20 protein-coding genes are annotated in these 15,960 nt (G+C 44.3%); 12 read left to right on the top strand and 8 right to left on the bottom strand.

The window, feature by feature from the left end; all coding sequences use genetic code 11:
• Positions 1 to 8: 8 nt before the first annotated feature.
• Positions 9 to 1,445, bottom strand: coding sequence for a cytochrome-c oxidase, cbb3-type subunit I (gene ccoN, locus N5E87_RS10930; protein WP_011072351.1), 1,437 nt, complete (start codon positions 1,443 to 1,445; stop codon positions 9 to 11).
• A gap of 223 nt (positions 1,446 to 1,668) precedes the next feature.
• Here ccoN and N5E87_RS10925 point away from each other — a divergent pair, with 223 nt between their 5' ends.
• Positions 1,669 to 2,154 (top strand): hypothetical protein, encoded by a 486-nt coding sequence (locus tag N5E87_RS10925; protein ID WP_086904581.1) that lies wholly within the window; start codon positions 1,669 to 1,671, stop codon positions 2,152 to 2,154.
• A 109-nt stretch (positions 2,155 to 2,263) separates the two neighbouring features.
• Here the strand turns inward: N5E87_RS10925 and N5E87_RS10920 are convergent, their stop codons facing one another.
• Positions 2,264 to 3,841, bottom strand: a complete 1,578-nt coding sequence (locus N5E87_RS10920) for a DUF3369 domain-containing protein (RefSeq protein ID WP_086904582.1) — start codon at positions 3,839 to 3,841, stop codon at positions 2,264 to 2,266.
• Between the two features lie 176 nt (positions 3,842 to 4,017).
• On the opposite strand from N5E87_RS10920, the gene N5E87_RS10915 reads away from it, so the two are divergent.
• The 3 genes from N5E87_RS10915 (at position 4,018) to N5E87_RS10905 (ending at position 6,061) form a co-directional block, all read left to right on the top strand.
• A complete protein-coding gene (locus N5E87_RS10915) occupies positions 4,018 to 4,236 on the top strand; it encodes a hypothetical protein (RefSeq protein ID WP_037430492.1) in 219 nt (72 codons plus the stop codon).
• A 61-nt stretch (positions 4,237 to 4,297) separates the two neighbouring features.
• On the top strand, positions 4,298 to 5,593 hold the full coding sequence (locus N5E87_RS10910) for a site-specific integrase (RefSeq protein ID WP_086904583.1): 1,296 nt from the start codon (positions 4,298 to 4,300) through the stop codon (positions 5,591 to 5,593).
• Between the two features lie 228 nt (positions 5,594 to 5,821).
• Positions 5,822 to 6,061: a hypothetical protein gene (locus N5E87_RS10905; protein WP_126513150.1), complete on the top strand. Its 240-nt coding sequence runs from the start codon at positions 5,822 to 5,824 to the stop codon at positions 6,059 to 6,061.
• A gap of 599 nt (positions 6,062 to 6,660) precedes the next feature.
• On the opposite strand, the gene N5E87_RS10900 is transcribed toward N5E87_RS10905, so the two are convergent.
• Positions 6,661 to 7,050 carry a helix-turn-helix transcriptional regulator gene (locus tag N5E87_RS10900; protein WP_086904300.1) on the bottom strand — a complete coding sequence of 130 codons (390 nt, stop codon included), beginning with the start codon at positions 7,048 to 7,050 and terminating at the stop codon, positions 6,661 to 6,663.
• Positions 7,051 to 7,198: 148 nt separating this feature from the next.
• On the opposite strand from N5E87_RS10900, the gene N5E87_RS10895 reads away from it, so the two are divergent.
• From N5E87_RS10895 to N5E87_RS10880, 4 genes are read left to right on the top strand one after another with little or no spacing between them, the layout of a single operon-like run.
• Complete coding sequence (locus N5E87_RS10895; protein ID WP_232015294.1) at positions 7,199 to 8,317, top strand: phage/plasmid replication protein, II/X family; 1,119 nt, start codon at positions 7,199 to 7,201, stop codon at positions 8,315 to 8,317.
• Positions 8,318 to 8,328: 11 nt separating this feature from the next.
• Positions 8,329 to 8,628, top strand: a complete 300-nt coding sequence (locus N5E87_RS10890; protein WP_086904298.1) for a single-stranded DNA-binding protein — start codon at positions 8,329 to 8,331, stop codon at positions 8,626 to 8,628.
• 15 nt (positions 8,629 to 8,643) lie between these two features.
• On the top strand, positions 8,644 to 8,829 hold the full coding sequence (locus tag N5E87_RS10885) for a hypothetical protein (RefSeq protein WP_086904297.1): 186 nt from the start codon (positions 8,644 to 8,646) through the stop codon (positions 8,827 to 8,829).
• Positions 8,820 to 9,005 carry a hypothetical protein gene (locus N5E87_RS10880; protein ID WP_014610579.1) on the top strand — a complete coding sequence of 62 codons (186 nt, stop codon included), beginning with the start codon at positions 8,820 to 8,822 and terminating at the stop codon, positions 9,003 to 9,005. Before N5E87_RS10885 ends, N5E87_RS10880 begins: the two co-directional genes overlap by 10 nt.
• A 169-nt stretch (positions 9,006 to 9,174) precedes the next feature.
• Here the strand turns inward: N5E87_RS10880 and N5E87_RS10875 are convergent, their stop codons facing one another.
• Together N5E87_RS10875 and N5E87_RS10870 are read right to left on the bottom strand one after the other, a co-directional pair.
• Positions 9,175 to 9,426, bottom strand: coding sequence for a hypothetical protein (locus N5E87_RS10875; RefSeq protein WP_086904584.1), 252 nt, complete (start codon positions 9,424 to 9,426; stop codon positions 9,175 to 9,177).
• A 605-nt stretch (positions 9,427 to 10,031) separates the two neighbouring features.
• Positions 10,032 to 10,421 (bottom strand): helix-turn-helix transcriptional regulator, encoded by a 390-nt coding sequence (locus N5E87_RS10870; protein WP_086904300.1) that lies wholly within the window; start codon positions 10,419 to 10,421, stop codon positions 10,032 to 10,034.
• A gap of 148 nt (positions 10,422 to 10,569) precedes the next feature.
• Here N5E87_RS10870 and N5E87_RS10865 point away from each other — a divergent pair, with 148 nt between their 5' ends.
• From N5E87_RS10865 to N5E87_RS10850, 4 genes are read left to right on the top strand one after another with little or no spacing between them, the layout of a single operon-like run.
• Positions 10,570 to 11,688, top strand: a complete 1,119-nt coding sequence (locus N5E87_RS10865; protein WP_232015294.1) for a phage/plasmid replication protein, II/X family — start codon at positions 10,570 to 10,572, stop codon at positions 11,686 to 11,688.
• Positions 11,689 to 11,699: 11 nt separating this feature from the next.
• Positions 11,700 to 11,999 carry a single-stranded DNA-binding protein gene (locus N5E87_RS10860; protein WP_086904298.1) on the top strand — a complete coding sequence of 100 codons (300 nt, stop codon included), beginning with the start codon at positions 11,700 to 11,702 and terminating at the stop codon, positions 11,997 to 11,999.
• Positions 12,000 to 12,014: 15 nt separating this feature from the next.
• The gene (locus tag N5E87_RS10855; RefSeq protein WP_086904297.1) at positions 12,015 to 12,200 is read left to right on the top strand and encodes a hypothetical protein; all 186 of its coding nucleotides are present in this window, start codon (positions 12,015 to 12,017) and stop codon (positions 12,198 to 12,200) included.
• Complete coding sequence (locus N5E87_RS10850; RefSeq protein ID WP_014610579.1) at positions 12,191 to 12,376, top strand: hypothetical protein; 186 nt, start codon at positions 12,191 to 12,193, stop codon at positions 12,374 to 12,376. The genes N5E87_RS10855 and N5E87_RS10850 overlap by 10 nt, the downstream gene beginning before the upstream one ends.
• A gap of 1,157 nt (positions 12,377 to 13,533) precedes the next feature.
• Here N5E87_RS10850 and fdhE read toward each other — a convergent pair.
• The 3 genes from fdhE to fdxH are packed head-to-tail and all read right to left on the bottom strand — an operon-like array spanning position 13,534 to position 15,958.
• The gene (gene fdhE / locus N5E87_RS10845) at positions 13,534 to 14,433 is read right to left on the bottom strand and encodes a formate dehydrogenase accessory protein FdhE (RefSeq protein WP_086904295.1); all 900 of its coding nucleotides are present in this window, start codon (positions 14,431 to 14,433) and stop codon (positions 13,534 to 13,536) included.
• Between the two features lie 2 nt (positions 14,434 to 14,435).
• Positions 14,436 to 15,059, bottom strand: a complete 624-nt coding sequence (locus N5E87_RS10840; protein ID WP_086904294.1) for a formate dehydrogenase subunit gamma — start codon at positions 15,057 to 15,059, stop codon at positions 14,436 to 14,438.
• The gene (gene fdxH / locus N5E87_RS10835) at positions 15,056 to 15,958 is read right to left on the bottom strand and encodes a formate dehydrogenase subunit beta (protein ID WP_037418575.1); all 903 of its coding nucleotides are present in this window, start codon (positions 15,956 to 15,958) and stop codon (positions 15,056 to 15,058) included. The genes N5E87_RS10840 and fdxH overlap by 4 nt, the downstream gene beginning before the upstream one ends.
• Positions 15,959 to 15,960 lie beyond the last annotated feature (2 nt).

Below are 15,960 nucleotides of genomic sequence, written 5' to 3'. Positions count from 1 at the left end.
TTTGCTCCTTAAGCCGCTTTTGCTTCAGCCAGTGCTGGCAATGAATCTTTAGAGGCTTTCACAGTACGGATCACGTTGTATGCCATGATCAGCATACCGGTTAAGAAGAAACAACCGCCGAGGAAACGTACGAAGTAGAAAGGATAAGAAGCTTCCAGACTTTCAACAAAGCTATAAGTCAAAGTACCGTCAGCGTTAACTGCACGCCACATCAGACCCTGCATTACACCCGAAATCCACATAGACACGATGTAAAGAACAGTACCGATTGTCGCTAACCAGAAATGCACGTTAACTAACTTGATGCTGTACATACGGCCATGGCCGAACAGTACTGGGATCAAGTGATACAGAGAACCGATAGATACCATTGCAACCCAGCCTAGCGCGCCGGAGTGAACGTGACCTACTGTCCAGTCTGTGTAGTGAGATAAAGCGTTAACTGTCTTGATGGCCATCATCGGACCTTCGAAGGTCGACATACCATAGAAAGACAGAGAAACCACTAAGAAACGCAATACTGGGTCAGTACGCAGTTTGTGCCATGCGCCAGATAAGGTCATGATACCGTTGATCATACCGCCCCAAGATGGTGCGAACAGGATCAGTGACATCACCATACCTAAAGACTGAGTCCAGTCAGGCAGGGCAGTGTAGTGTAAGTGGTGAGGACCTGCCCAAATGTACAGTGCGATCAGTGCCCAAAAGTGCACAATCGACAGACGATATGAGTAAACAGGACGACCCGCTTGCTTAGGAACGAAGTAGTACATCATACCTAAGAAGCCAGCGGTTAACAGGAAGCCTACCGCGTTGTGACCATACCACCATTGCACCATGGCATCGACCGCGCCACTGTACATAGAGTATGACTTAAACAAGCTAACAGGAACGGCCATTGAGTTCACGATGTGAAGCACGGCAACCGTAATGATAAATGCACCAAAGAACCAGTTCGCTACGTAAATATGCGATGTTGTTCGTTTGATAATAGTGCCGAAGAACACTATTGCATAGGATACCCAAACGATCGTAATAGCGATATCGATTGGCCATTCTAATTCAGCATATTCTTTACCGCTGGTATAACCCATTGGCAGAGTGATGGCTGCTGACAGAATGATGGCTTGCCATCCCCAAAACGTAAATGCAGCTAATTTAGGTGCAAATAGTCGGGTTTGACAGGTGCGTTGTACGACATAATAGGATGTTGCAAAGAGGGCTGATGTTCCGAACGCGAAAATTACCGCATTGGTGTGTAATGGTCGCAAGCGACTATACGTAAACCAAGGCGTATCGAAGTTCAGATGTGGCCAGATTAACTGAGCCGCAATTAAAACACCGACTGACATACCAACAATACCCCACAAAACTGTGGTTAAGGCGAATTGGCGGACAATGGTGTAATTGTAATCAGCGCCTGTTGGCTGGGAATGGTTCATCATAATGCTTCCACTGCTTATTACTTTTACTTTTAGTAAAGACTAGCTTTACCTGTTATATATGACACAAAGCTCATGCCCCTATAAGGGTTATGAAGCCATGTCAATGCGTTACCCTACACATTTGTGCTCAAATATGAGGTTTCGCAATGATACTTGAGCCATGTCAAAAAAGATACCAAAGAAGGGGGACGGAAAGTTGATCTAGATCAACCTACGCCATAGAATGTTAACATCTTGCATCACAAGGTTAATTTTTGTGCTTAATCGCAAACGTCTCCCGCTTTACATCATGTTAATTGCGTTGAATCTTAGCGCTTGTGATAAAAAAACCGAGCAACAGGTAAAAATACCGCCTACAGATCCCACTCTTTGTGTGTTTACTCAGGGAGATTGCATTAAAAAGGTCGGGGATATAGTGCTGAGCATCAGCCTTTCGCCAGATCGTGCGCCAAGTGAAAAACCATTAACATTGAAGCTATTATCTTCTGATGTACTTGATAATTTACAGGTCCGTTTAGAAGGTAGAGATATGTTTATGGGCATTATCCCTGTCAATATTCGTCAACTCGATAAAACAACCTATGAGGGGCAGTTGATTTACGGTTCCTGTAGCAGTGGATATATGGTGTGGCGTGGTTTTATCAGTTTTAGTCGAAATGGTATCGAGCAAGCCGTTATTTTTGACTTTCTTGCCGATAATCCATATTAAGTTTATGGCGTTCGCCGGATAAAGAGCTTGGTAACAATATTAACTCCCACTCCTTATTCATAATGACCGATTATCATAGGCGGATGATTGATTATGAATGCTATTTTGGCTATTCATCATGATCCTTCCAGTTTTCTTTAACCTGTACAAAAATATCGATGTTATTGATAAACAGTTCGAGTAAATCAGGATCAAAATGTTTACCTGCACCTTTACGCATTTCATCGATAACCTCTTCCAGTGGCCAAGCTGCTTTATAGCAACGTGCATGGGAAAGAGCATCGAACACATCTGCAATTGCAACAATACGGGCAAAAATGTGAATTTGTTCTTGTCTTAAATTGGCTGGATAGCCTGAACCATCATACTTTTCATGATGTTGCAAGGCTATAATCGCAGCGGCTTTAAGGATAGGCCGCTCGGAATTCGCGAGGATCTGGTAGCCAATAGTAGGGTGCTGACGCATAACCAACCATTCTTTATCGTCTAACTTGCCAGGCTTAAGCAACACAGCATCGGGGATCGCTATCTTACCAATATCATGCATAGGCGATGCTCTGCGTAAAAGTTCAGCTTCGGTCTCTGATAATCCAGCAAGTAGCGCCAGTTTGGCACAATATTCGGCCATGCGTTTTACGTGGTTTGCCGCCTCTTTTGAGCGGCTTTCAACGACATCCCCTAAACGTAGAATAAGTTCAGACTGGGTATCTTCGACCTCTTGGTTTAGAAGTAGGTTCTCAAAGGCGATACCCACATTTATTGCAAAAATATCAATAAGTTTTTTATCTAAATCGTCGATTTTATCAATCCCATCCATATAAAGCAGGTTGATAAGCCCGCTCTTCGTAGGGAAATAGCCAACGAAACAGTTATCTTCATATAAACAACGCTTTTGTGCGAGAGCTGTGCGTAATAACTTATCAATATGCATTGGTAACACTTTGTTCGCAGGACTCTCGGCAAATTGTCCCGTCCCCGCCAAAATCTTAATCTCAGCAGATTCCATATGGCCGCTTATCGCATCCATGGCATTGCAGGTTAGCAGCAGTGTTTCGGAATCGAGATTCAATAGGGTTGCAACTTGGGTCAGCAAGCCATCAGCGAATCGATAGAGCGTTCTGAGTTCAAATAATCCTGAGGTTGCCTCGAGCACTCGCTCTAATCCTTTTCGATGATTCAGCTGTGCACGCCTTGCTTGTTCGATTTCCATAATGTCGCGGTAAGAACGCAGTGCCGAGTAGACACTTGTCATTAACTTGCGTGAATCGAGTTCAGATTTTGCCTTATAGTCATTGATATCGTAGTTGACGATAACATCTTCTTCAGGAGCTTGGCCTGGTTGTCCTGTGCGCAAAATTAGGCGGATTGTTTTGTTTTTATGTTCCTCACGGATCCACTTTACTAACTCCAAGCCAGCATGATCGGTTTCCATAACAACATCAATAAAGGCAATTGCCAGATCTTGTTCATTTAAAAGAAATTCTTTAGCTTGCTCAGCACTATAAGCGTTAATAAAGGAGAGGGCACGACCATCGAGTTTAAAACGAGAAAGTGCAAGTTTAGTGACCGTGTGTACATCAGGCTCATCATCAACAACAAGAATTTTCCAGGGCGCAGAAAATGCAGAAGTTTCTATGGTTTTTTTCCCTGAAAAGAGCGGCTTTTTCTTTGTAAGATCAATCACCATCCGAGACCTCATCACTTAATTTATGTCGCACAGTTAGAGTGTAGTAGAAGCTTGTCAAATCAGTAAAAATAATTCTGCAGCGGGGAAGGTCGCAAATTTAATAGCTCGTTATTGATAACTATTATCATTTGTGTATTATCAAAATAGATAACTCAGCAGGAATTTATATGGCATATATGGCAGAAAGGATCAATTTATCTATATCAGAGGAGAAACTTGCGCAACTCATTCGTGAAGGAAGTCTATGTGCAGCGGATTTTTCATGTCTAGATAATCAATCAAAACGGAAAGTCTGGCAACTTTGCCTTATCTGTTGCCAAAAACGCATAGGCTGCCAGCAATGTTCACAAACAAGTTGTCCGCAAATTGAAAGACTCATTAATGCCGATAAATAACGTTATCGGCATTTGCATTTAAGTATTATCATGCATTAAACACTTAAATTTAAAAGTTATTATGCAGCTTCCTCCAGTATTACCTTTATTTGATTCAATTGAATTCATACAAGATGGGAACGGTGTGGTGAATCAATACATTACCCAAGTCAGTCTAACGGATGTGCCTGATGCAGGTTTAGTAATGGAACATGCAACAGATTGGTTGTTTGAACAAAAACACAGTGAAAACAACTATAAAGCCTATCGGAGTGAAGTAACAACGTTCCTACATTGGTGTTTTGATGTCGCGAAAATGTCGCCCACACAGGTGTTACGTAAGGATATGAGTCGCTATGTGGATTACTGCTTGGAGCCACCATTAACGCTAATTGGTTACTTTAACGTGCCACAGTTTAAACTCGATAAATTGCGGGATGAGCGAGTGCCCAACAGCCTTTGGCGGCCATTTGTCGGCAAGAAAACCCTTGGGCAAGTACAGCCTTATGTGTTGAGCGATAACGCCTTAAAGACAAAGATTGCTATTTTATCTTCGTTTTATAGCTATTTGATGAGCGAGGAATTTTGCGAGCGTAATCCTGCGCAAATTTGGTTGAATCACAGTCGCTTTGCGCAAAACAAGCAGTATCAAAGACAAACTGATGAAGATGAAAACAGCTTGGCTTTCACAGAATTACAGTGGTCCTATGTGATGAGCACAGTGACTCAGCTTGCAGAAACGACACCCGAATTACACCAACGTAGTTTGTTTTTGATTTCATTGATTTATTCCTGTTATTTGCGTATTTCAGATGTTTCGGCTCGGGTTGGCTATTCACCCGTTATGGGGCAATTTAGGCAAAATCCACAGACTGGAATTTGGAGTTTTCACATTCCGCTCAGTAAAGGTGGGAAAAAACGCAGCGTGGCCATTTCTAAGGCGTTACTCGATGGTTTGGTTAAATACAGGCAATTTTTGGGGCTGTCAGATTTTCCAAGTCAAGGTGAACATCATCCTTTGTTTGTTCGCCATCGCGCCGCCGGTCGTGGCCGCGACGCGGGTCTTGTAAATGCCAATCTTGGGATCAGGCAAATTCGTGAAGACATTCAAACCATTATCAATCTCGCGGCGGATAATGCTCAAACCGATGGCTTTAACCAGGATGCTGAGCAAATGCGAAAACTCACCGCACACAACATTCGGCACACGGGGATCACTCATGATATCAACATCAATCGTCGACCGTTGTCACACGTACAAGCTGATGCGGGCCATGAGAGTATCGACACCACATCGAAATATTTGCATACCACTCAAATAGAAAGACATGAAAGCGCTTTTAATAAGCCATTAGACCATTTACGAGGGATTGACTAGTACCGCGTTGGCATCCCAAATCCCTCTCATACAAAACTGCGTACAATGTGACGTAAGTTATGTAAAACTGCTTTTTTTTGTAGAATCGGACATAAAAAAACAGCCCTGAATAGGGCTGAGTTTTGCATAACTTGTATTGTGCGAAGTGATTTATTTTTATCCAGCACTTGTATTTTAAGTTATATGCCCAATATCTGTTCTATCTTTTAAAACAAGAAGGTAAGTGAGATGGATGGCAAAACAATTCAAGATATTCTAGGTATTCAATTTTCTCCATATAGTGATGGAACTGACTATTCACGTTATTCAGAGAGTGAGAAGCAGCAGATGGTTACAGCAGCCCTACTCGAGTTGTATAGAGCAGAGGCATTAGGTGGCGGGGGGTCTGCTAATTCAGTGAATACTAACCTTAAAAACTTAGCTGGGCATATCGAATTGGTTATGTCTGCATTAAAGCAGAAAGATTAGGGATTATTAAGGGACGTGTCCCTTAATGCCAAGCGCTCTTGATAGGGGCGCTTTTTGCCCCGAGCTTTCTCCCTGCCAAGCCGCTTTTCAACGTCCCTCCAGCCCCGCCTAAAGTCGATTTCTGTCTACAAAATTCAAAGCGATTTCACGTTCTGGCGTTCTGGCCGGTGGGTACCTGCTAGCCCCGTTATGGGGCGGACAGGTATCCGAGGCCAGAGAGCTAAAGTGCGTATAGTAATACTGCACTTTTGTACCACCGATGACACTTTCTGAGGGGACTGAACGGACACTTGGAAAGGGCGCCCGCGTAGCGGGAAAGGCTCCAAGTGGAAGTGAATGACCATCAAAGTCCACATACTTTAACAGTGGACTCTACTCTCATTTTGAGAGTCTCGCGAAGCGTTCGGGTTCAGTGACACCCGAACTTTGGTGTGGTTTCCCACACAATTTGGCTGAACTTTACCTCGGTTTCCCGTGGTGAACTGCGGCCCATGTTTACGGGTCTGGGGAGGAAGGGGGAGCAGGCGAAGCGCCCCCCGACCGACAGGGTTTTAGGTTTGGGTTCCTGTTACACCCAAACTAACTCCGGACATCCGGAATTACTTCAGTCCAAAAGCCTCTCTTGGTAAGTCTGTCTGCTTAATTAAATCTTCTAAAAACGCATCTTCATCATTGATGTGATCATATAGCGTAATCATTAGCGCGGTGCTATTAACATTGTGAAGCACTTTTCCGAATTTCATCATGAAATCCATAGGGTTATCACTTCCGCTTGCAAGTTTACCTTCACAGATACTTTTTTCTGGCAGGTGTAAAATCTTAGATAACTGAGCGACTTGGCTTGCCTTGGGTTCTGTGACATCTCTTTCCCATTTACTGACTGTTTGAACAGTCACACCTAGCTGTTCTGCAATGTCATCCTGCTTAATATTTAAAGCAATTCGTTTATCTCTTAAGACGCTACCAATACTCATGTTTAAGTTATCCATGCTCTAACCCTACTTTAATTTAAGTCTACACCTATTTTTATGTCGCTAATTATCTGATAATATTTTAGTGTAGGTGTACAGAAATAAAAATGTATGCATCTTTTGTTGACAGGGTTTTTAGCACTTGTATTTCATCGACCGTTTGTTCATGCAACAAGATCATCCAGAGGGCAATTTGCCGCTGGTCGGTCGGCATGTCATTGAACGGTTCGAACTCGAAACGGGTGAGCATTTACCGCCATCGGTTAACCAAAAAATCCTTGAAGGGTCATACAGCACTAAATTAACCATCCGTTGTGATGGGCAGCGGGTGAGGGTGGAAGGCAATCCTTCACGCTGGCAGCGTATGGATAACCTGTTTGGCCTGCAAACACTAGATGAATGTGTGGCGATTTTTAACCACGTGCTCGCGCAATATGATTTGCCACCGTTCACCAAAAATACCCAAATCTCATACCGCCAAACGCCAGATGGCAAAACCACTCAGCTTGTCGGTAATGGCGCTGAAATTACCGCTATCGACTGGACTGTGAATCATCAAGTAGGCAAGGGCAAAGAGGCCTCGTTTATCCGTGGTATGTCATCGATGCAAATCGGTCGAGGTCGTAAACCGAAGTTGTATCCCGATGGCCACACGTGCAACTGGGGCGAAGGTTCGACTTGGGTCATGACCAAGCTCTACAACAAAGCTGTTGAGTTACAACGGCATTTAAACAAAGAACTCCGTAAAAAAGATGGTGTGCCAATCGATAGAGTTAACTACTTAGAAAACTTAATTAAATACTGCGAAAAAACAGGTGTTGTACGCGAAGAACATAGCTTAAGACAGGCCTTACTAAAGCGTCATACGTTGCAATTTTATGGCCGAGTGACTGAACAAGACTTTTATCCGCACCTAACTGACATAGAGAACGCCATGAAAACTATCCAGATATCACACGATGAACACCAAACCATAGCAGACCAATTAATGTCGTTAGGCGTAGTGAAAAGCCGTCAGGCAGCTAATGCAACTCAGTGTTATGCCTTGATGTGGCAGCATGGTGCAGATTTACGAAAGTCCCTGAAATCTACTCAATTTTACGAACACAAAGCCCGTTTAAAAGCGATCGGCATCGATATCGGTCAACAATTCGATGTCAGCCGTATGTGCCCAACACTGAAACGCTCAGAAGTCATTGAAGTTAAACCGCTAATCGTGCCGCACTGGTATCAGTTGCCCGTCGTTGCACAATCCAATGTTTTACCATTTAAAGCCTACGCATAGGAGCTGTAACCATGTTAAAAATCGAAGTATTTCAGGAAGATGTTACCGTTGTTGCCAGAAACATGCCGCCTAAGGATGGTAAGCCTGGGCGAACTATTTACGAGCAAACTGCGTACGCGCATTTAGGCGGAAAATTTCCCGTTCAAATGAAGCTGCAAGTCGAAAGTCCTGCCAATGTGCATCCAGCCGGTGAATATCAAATCGATAGTTCCAGCTTTGTGATTAACAACTTTGGCGGCCTTGAACTTAAACGGTTCGGGTTGAAAATCACGCCAGTTAAAGCCGTAACTCAAGCCAAAACTAGCTACTAATTGAGGTTCAACATCATGGAAGAATCACTCATCAATAATGCAATCCAGTTGCGTAATGATATACAGGCCATCAACGAGTTTTTACTGAAAGGTTTAGCGCCTGAAGAAGCTCAGTTGCAATTAGTCGCCAAATCCTGTGTGTTGCTTGGCGAACTGGACGACACGCTAGAACAACTTAAGGACACTGCATCATGCAAATAATCCCATATGCTGGCGGCTACAGCATGGTTGAGCGCCAAGACAAACCCGAGCTGCAATGCAATAACTGTAATAAGCCTTGGTGGTATGATGATTTTGATAGCATCTTTATCCAGTGCCCACATTGCCAAGGCGAATTACGCAGAGTCACACCAGAAGAACCATTTAGACACCGCTAAGCATCAGTCAATGCCGATAAGTGACGTTATCGGCATCCCAAATCCCTCCCACACAAAACTGCGTACAATGTGACGTAAGTTATGTAAAACTGCTTTTTTTGTAGAATCGGACATAAAAAAACAGCCCTGAAGAGGGCTGAGTTTTGCATAACTTGCATTGTGCGCAGGTCTACTGAACTAGAAACTTTATTGTTTTTGAATTAGGGTTTGCTTCTACGTTAACATTCCAACCGTATTGCTCCAATTCAAGCTTAACGTCATTAGCTATCGCCAGAACTATCCCTGCGGGTCCATCAAGTGAGTATCCGATTTGACAAAAACCATTTTCTTTCAGTGATTTGGTAATGTCTTCGATAACTTCCTTAACTTCTTTATCAATCGTATCTTGGTGGGATTGAATAAAATCACTTTTAAAGTACATATCTGTTCCCTCAGTTATATTAATGTTTCAGTATATTTATATGATTTTATTATCAAATAAGTCAATAGATTGCTCGAATAAGGGATTATTAAGGGACTTGTCCCTTAATGCAAAGCGCTCTTAAGGGGCGCTTTTTGCCCTTATTTCCCTGCCAGACGCTTTAAAACAGCGGTCTATCAGCACGAGCCAAGCTAAATGGTCGTAGACAAAACCAGATTTCAGCCATCAAAAGTGCGTATTGTAATACTGCACTTTTGTGCCACCGATGACACTTTCTGAGGGGACTGAACGGACACTTGGAAAGGGCGCCCGCGTAGCGGGAAAGGCTCCAAGTGGAAGTGAATGACCATCAAAGTCCACATACTTTAACAGTGGACTCTACTCTCATTTTGAGAGTCTCGCGAAGCGTTCGGGTTCAGTGACACCCGAACTTTGGTGTGGTTTCCCACACAATTTGGCTGAACTTTACCTCGGTTTCCCGTGGTGAACTGCGGCCCATGTTTACGGGTCTGGGGAGGAAGGGGGAGCAGGCGAAGCGCCCCCCGACCGACAGGGTTTTAGGTTTGGGTTCCTGTTACACCCAAACTAACTCCGGACATCCGGAATTACTTCAGTCCAAAAGCCTCTCTTGGTAAGTCTGTCTGCTTAATTAAATCTTCTAAAAACGCATCTTCATCATTGATGTGATCATATAGCGTAATCATTAGCGCGGTGCTATTAACATTGTGAAGCACTTTTCCGAATTTCATCATGAAATCCATAGGGTTATCACTTCCGCTTGCAAGTTTACCTTCACAGATACTTTTTTCTGGCAGGTGTAAAATCTTAGATAACTGAGCGACTTGGCTTGCCTTGGGTTCTGTGACATCTCTTTCCCATTTACTGACTGTTTGAACAGTCACACCTAGCTGTTCTGCAATGTCATCCTGCTTAATATTTAAAGCAATTCGTTTATCTCTTAAGACGCTACCAATACTCATGTTTAAGTTATCCATGCTCTAACCCTACTTTAATTTAAGTCTACACCTATTTTTATGTCGCTAATTATCTGATAATATTTTAGTGTAGGTGTACAGAAATAAAAATGTATGCATCTTTTGTTGACAGGGTTTTTAGCACTTGTATTTCATCGACCGTTTGTTCATGCAACAAGATCATCCAGAGGGCAATTTGCCGCTGGTCGGTCGGCATGTCATTGAACGGTTCGAACTCGAAACGGGTGAGCATTTACCGCCATCGGTTAACCAAAAAATCCTTGAAGGGTCATACAGCACTAAATTAACCATCCGTTGTGATGGGCAGCGGGTGAGGGTGGAAGGCAATCCTTCACGCTGGCAGCGTATGGATAACCTGTTTGGCCTGCAAACACTAGATGAATGTGTGGCGATTTTTAACCACGTGCTCGCGCAATATGATTTGCCACCGTTCACCAAAAATACCCAAATCTCATACCGCCAAACGCCAGATGGCAAAACCACTCAGCTTGTCGGTAATGGCGCTGAAATTACCGCTATCGACTGGACTGTGAATCATCAAGTAGGCAAGGGCAAAGAGGCCTCGTTTATCCGTGGTATGTCATCGATGCAAATCGGTCGAGGTCGTAAACCGAAGTTGTATCCCGATGGCCACACGTGCAACTGGGGCGAAGGTTCGACTTGGGTCATGACCAAGCTCTACAACAAAGCTGTTGAGTTACAACGGCATTTAAACAAAGAACTCCGTAAAAAAGATGGTGTGCCAATCGATAGAGTTAACTACTTAGAAAACTTAATTAAATACTGCGAAAAAACAGGTGTTGTACGCGAAGAACATAGCTTAAGACAGGCCTTACTAAAGCGTCATACGTTGCAATTTTATGGCCGAGTGACTGAACAAGACTTTTATCCGCACCTAACTGACATAGAGAACGCCATGAAAACTATCCAGATATCACACGATGAACACCAAACCATAGCAGACCAATTAATGTCGTTAGGCGTAGTGAAAAGCCGTCAGGCAGCTAATGCAACTCAGTGTTATGCCTTGATGTGGCAGCATGGTGCAGATTTACGAAAGTCCCTGAAATCTACTCAATTTTACGAACACAAAGCCCGTTTAAAAGCGATCGGCATCGATATCGGTCAACAATTCGATGTCAGCCGTATGTGCCCAACACTGAAACGCTCAGAAGTCATTGAAGTTAAACCGCTAATCGTGCCGCACTGGTATCAGTTGCCCGTCGTTGCACAATCCAATGTTTTACCATTTAAAGCCTACGCATAGGAGCTGTAACCATGTTAAAAATCGAAGTATTTCAGGAAGATGTTACCGTTGTTGCCAGAAACATGCCGCCTAAGGATGGTAAGCCTGGGCGAACTATTTACGAGCAAACTGCGTACGCGCATTTAGGCGGAAAATTTCCCGTTCAAATGAAGCTGCAAGTCGAAAGTCCTGCCAATGTGCATCCAGCCGGTGAATATCAAATCGATAGTTCCAGCTTTGTGATTAACAACTTTGGCGGCCTTGAACTTAAACGGTTCGGGTTGAAAATCACGCCAGTTAAAGCCGTAACTCAAGCCAAAACTAGCTACTAATTGAGGTTCAACATCATGGAAGAATCACTCATCAATAATGCAATCCAGTTGCGTAATGATATACAGGCCATCAACGAGTTTTTACTGAAAGGTTTAGCGCCTGAAGAAGCTCAGTTGCAATTAGTCGCCAAATCCTGTGTGTTGCTTGGCGAACTGGACGACACGCTAGAACAACTTAAGGACACTGCATCATGCAAATAATCCCATATGCTGGCGGCTACAGCATGGTTGAGCGCCAAGACAAACCCGAGCTGCAATGCAATAACTGTAATAAGCCTTGGTGGTATGATGATTTTGATAGCATCTTTATCCAGTGCCCACATTGCCAAGGCGAATTACGCAGAGTCACACCAGAAGAACCATTTAGACACCGCTAAGCATCAGTCAATGCCGATAAGTGACGTTATCGGCATCCCAAATCCCTCCCACACAAAACTGCGCACAATGTATATTATGTTAAACGCCATATAGGTGAACATGGTTGATTACCTTCCATATGCAAATGACAGAGTTTCATTAATCCCTCTCACTAGTCACTGACTTCAGGGTTAAGAATCCCTCGTTTTAACACTCACCGTTGATTTTCAATCATCAGACTAAGGATGCGCTTATTGGATTTAAGTAAGGCGTTTCTACGTGAATATTTGGCTAGGATTGCCCTGCAAGTTATGCAGATTTCACGTAGCGCAAGAATGTGACTAAAGGATTGTGATTAACAAGGATTGATGATTTAGCGATATGTTTGGATGGACTCGCTTCATGCGCTATTAATGAGTGTGTTGATTTACCTCGCTAAATCGCATTGTTTAATCGAGTCTATCTCTTGGCGCAAAGTTCACAATACTCAGATACCGCAATGTAATCCCTTTATCAGTGGAATTGTCTTTAAGTAAATTGTGCAATACGCCTAAATTATCTCAATTCCCAGAGCATTACGGTTCAATGCTGTTAAACCTACCCACATAAAGAAGTCTGTTGGCTCGAATGATAATTTCGATTCCACGCTCGCAGTCCAAGTTAGATTCGATTTTAAGGCGAATAACGGCATTGTTGTTTGCCGCTGGGTTTCTAGGTTCAGACAAATGGGTTTTGAGCGACTTAAGTTTTTTATGGAATGATTGAAGCTGCTTGGTTCGCTTTGTGGAGAAAAACTTTGTAATGCCGAGTGTAATCTTAACACAATAAAACCACTATATTTAGCTAAGTAATTATAAATAAAGCAGTTTAAACTCAGCTCCGCAAAATCCAATATTGTTTCATCTAGGCTTTACAAATGGTTTTTATAACCATTAATGTCTTGATAATGTGGATATAAAATGAAGGGGCCGTGCTGTGTTAGAGATAATGCGAAGGGGTATTCGAATTGATACAGCGTATGCCAAAAAGCCTGATAACCGCCCCACTCTGACTTTATCTGTGAGTGAGTTTAATATCATAGTTGATGACCATTCGGTCACAACTTAAGTGGTGACCGAATGGAACATGTTTAGCAAAGGCCATCCATGGCCTTGTTTATTCAATCCTTTTTTATTGGTTAGGCCTCATGTGCAAGTAACAGCGGATTTACCGTTGTCGCACCATAGCCCTTTGCATTGAGCTCGGCATCCAATCCCAGCGTTGCGATATCATCCGCAGCCGCATCTAACAATGGCAAACGGTTGGTAAACAACATCTTAGTGTATCCCTTACACGTCTCACAGCTCTCAATTCGCACGTTGGCTTTATGATCGTCAAAGGACCAAATGGACATCTCCCGAGATTGTTCGCAGCAAGTACAATGGGCACGCACATAATGCCACTCAGTTTCGCACAGACTGCAATGCAGATAACGCAGCCCTTCGCGGGGTTTATCGACAATCATGCTGGCGACCGGATGACTGCCGCACACAGGGCATAAGCTGGATTGCTTAACCCGATTGACATCCATACGTGCAATCACCATGGGCGCCCAATGGGACCAATACAGTGACAAACCCGCCCAGATAAATAAGCTGAACTGTGCGGGTACGGCACTAAACTGCCCTTGCCTTAGTTGATTGCCCCACTCTAGCAATTGAGCTGGTGACTGCTGTTGTAGCTCTTGTATTACTGGCACTAAATGCGCAGGTACTTGAGATACCAACTCCGTCAGCAGTGCTTGCAATGGCTGTAACCAAGCTTGGGCCTTAGCAGTTTGACTCACTGACAGCGGAAATTGGACCTCAGGGTCAATCTTTGGCGCTGGGCCCATTTCCGTTGCAGCCAGTTTTTGCTGCGTCGACACAAGGATTTGGCAAAGCTTAAGATAATCCGCCAGCGGAGAATCCTGCGCTAATTGGGCTAAACGACGTGCTCTATGTTGATAAATTTTCTCAGGATCTGCCGCTTTTAGCGGTTTTAATGCTAAGGGTGACTTATCAACAAAACTTAACGGGATATCGCTGGCCATCTTCATTGCTATTTTTCCTCGTGTTCTTCTAACATAGCTGGATGGTGCTTACGGGCCCAAGCCTTAGAGACTTTGCCGTAGAGCATCCCAGTGATAGAGCCTTCAATCCAGCAGGCCATCCACACATGCACCACGAGGGAGAGCAGCATTAACACGCCGCAAGCCGAGTGGACTAAGGTGGCCCAATTGACGGCTTCTGCCGAGAACATGGGCGCAAAATAAGGCTGCCACATCATGATGCCGCTGATGAGAAACGCCAGCACAAAAACCACAAAGGCGCGGAATAACATTTTCTGACCTGGGTTGTAATGGCCCACGGGCGGAATGTTCTCTTCTTTCTGCAGTAACACCCACACCACGGCTTTCATCCAAGGCAAATCGTATTTATTCCACTTATTGTGCTGGTAGTAGCGGATCAACATCACCGCCAGCAGCAGACACATGGCGATCCCGAAGAATGGATGCATCACTTTTGCCAGTTGTGGTGTGCCAACAATGCCACTGAGCCACTGGAACGAGGGATAAAAAAACGAGAACCCCGTTAGAAAGGTCACTATGCCAACAAAGACTATGGTCCAGTGGCACAGGCGATCTACGAGCTTATGGCGGACAATCATTTCTTTATGATTCATAGCTTTTCCTCCTCTTTGACACCGGCATCAATGTAACCTGGCTGATCTTCCTCGACGATGTTGCGCCCTACTGCAATGCGGTGCATCAGGGCGAATGCCGCCGTTGCGAGTAAGCCTGCGGTGCCTAAAGGTTTAAGCCAATCTTGACGCCACTCGGTGGCGGCGGGGATTTGCGGATCCTTGGGCATACCATAGCTTTCGGGTTGCGTGATGTCGTGGAGGATCATCATCATATGCGTACCACCAACCCCTTCGGGGTTATAGAGTCCCGCCTTGGTAAAACCGCGTTCCTTTAACTGCTCGACGCGTTTTTCTGCATAGAACAACATGTCTTCACGGGTGCCAAAACGCAGCGCTCCCACGGTGCAGGTTTTAACACAGGAAGGCTCGAGGCCAACGGCGAGCCTATCGGAGCACAGGGTGCACTTATAGGCTTTGTTATCTTTGGCACTGATCTTGGGCACATTGAAAGGACAGGCACTGGCGCAATAACCACAGCCAATACACTTGTTCGAGTCAAAATCCACTGTGCCATTGGCATGTTGCACAATCGCGCCGCTGGTAGAACAAGCTTTTAAGCAGGCTGGATCAGCGCAGTGCATACAGGCAGTGTGGGTAAATTGCCAACGCAACTTATTGTTATCCATCACTTCGTGATACTGCATTATGTTCCAGCTCTCCGGAGACAGTGTCATTGGGTTCTGGTAACTGCCTTGAAAAGTGCCGACATCTTCACGAAGGTCATTCCATTCGGAGCAGGCAACCTGACACGCTTTACAGCCGGTACATTTAGTCGCATCAAACAGCTTAGTCACCTGCTGGACCGCACCAATGCGCGCCTGGGACGCTGGGGTGATATCCGTGGTGCCTGAGATGCGGATAATATCTTGAGAAGCCATAA

The sequence above is a fragment of the Shewanella sp. GD03713 genome (assembly GCF_029843705.1).
In the GTDB taxonomy this organism is placed as follows: domain Bacteria; phylum Pseudomonadota; class Gammaproteobacteria; order Enterobacterales; family Shewanellaceae; genus Shewanella.
The sequence above is the reverse complement of the archived record's forward strand: the minus strand, read 5'-3'. Positions and strand labels throughout refer to the sequence as shown.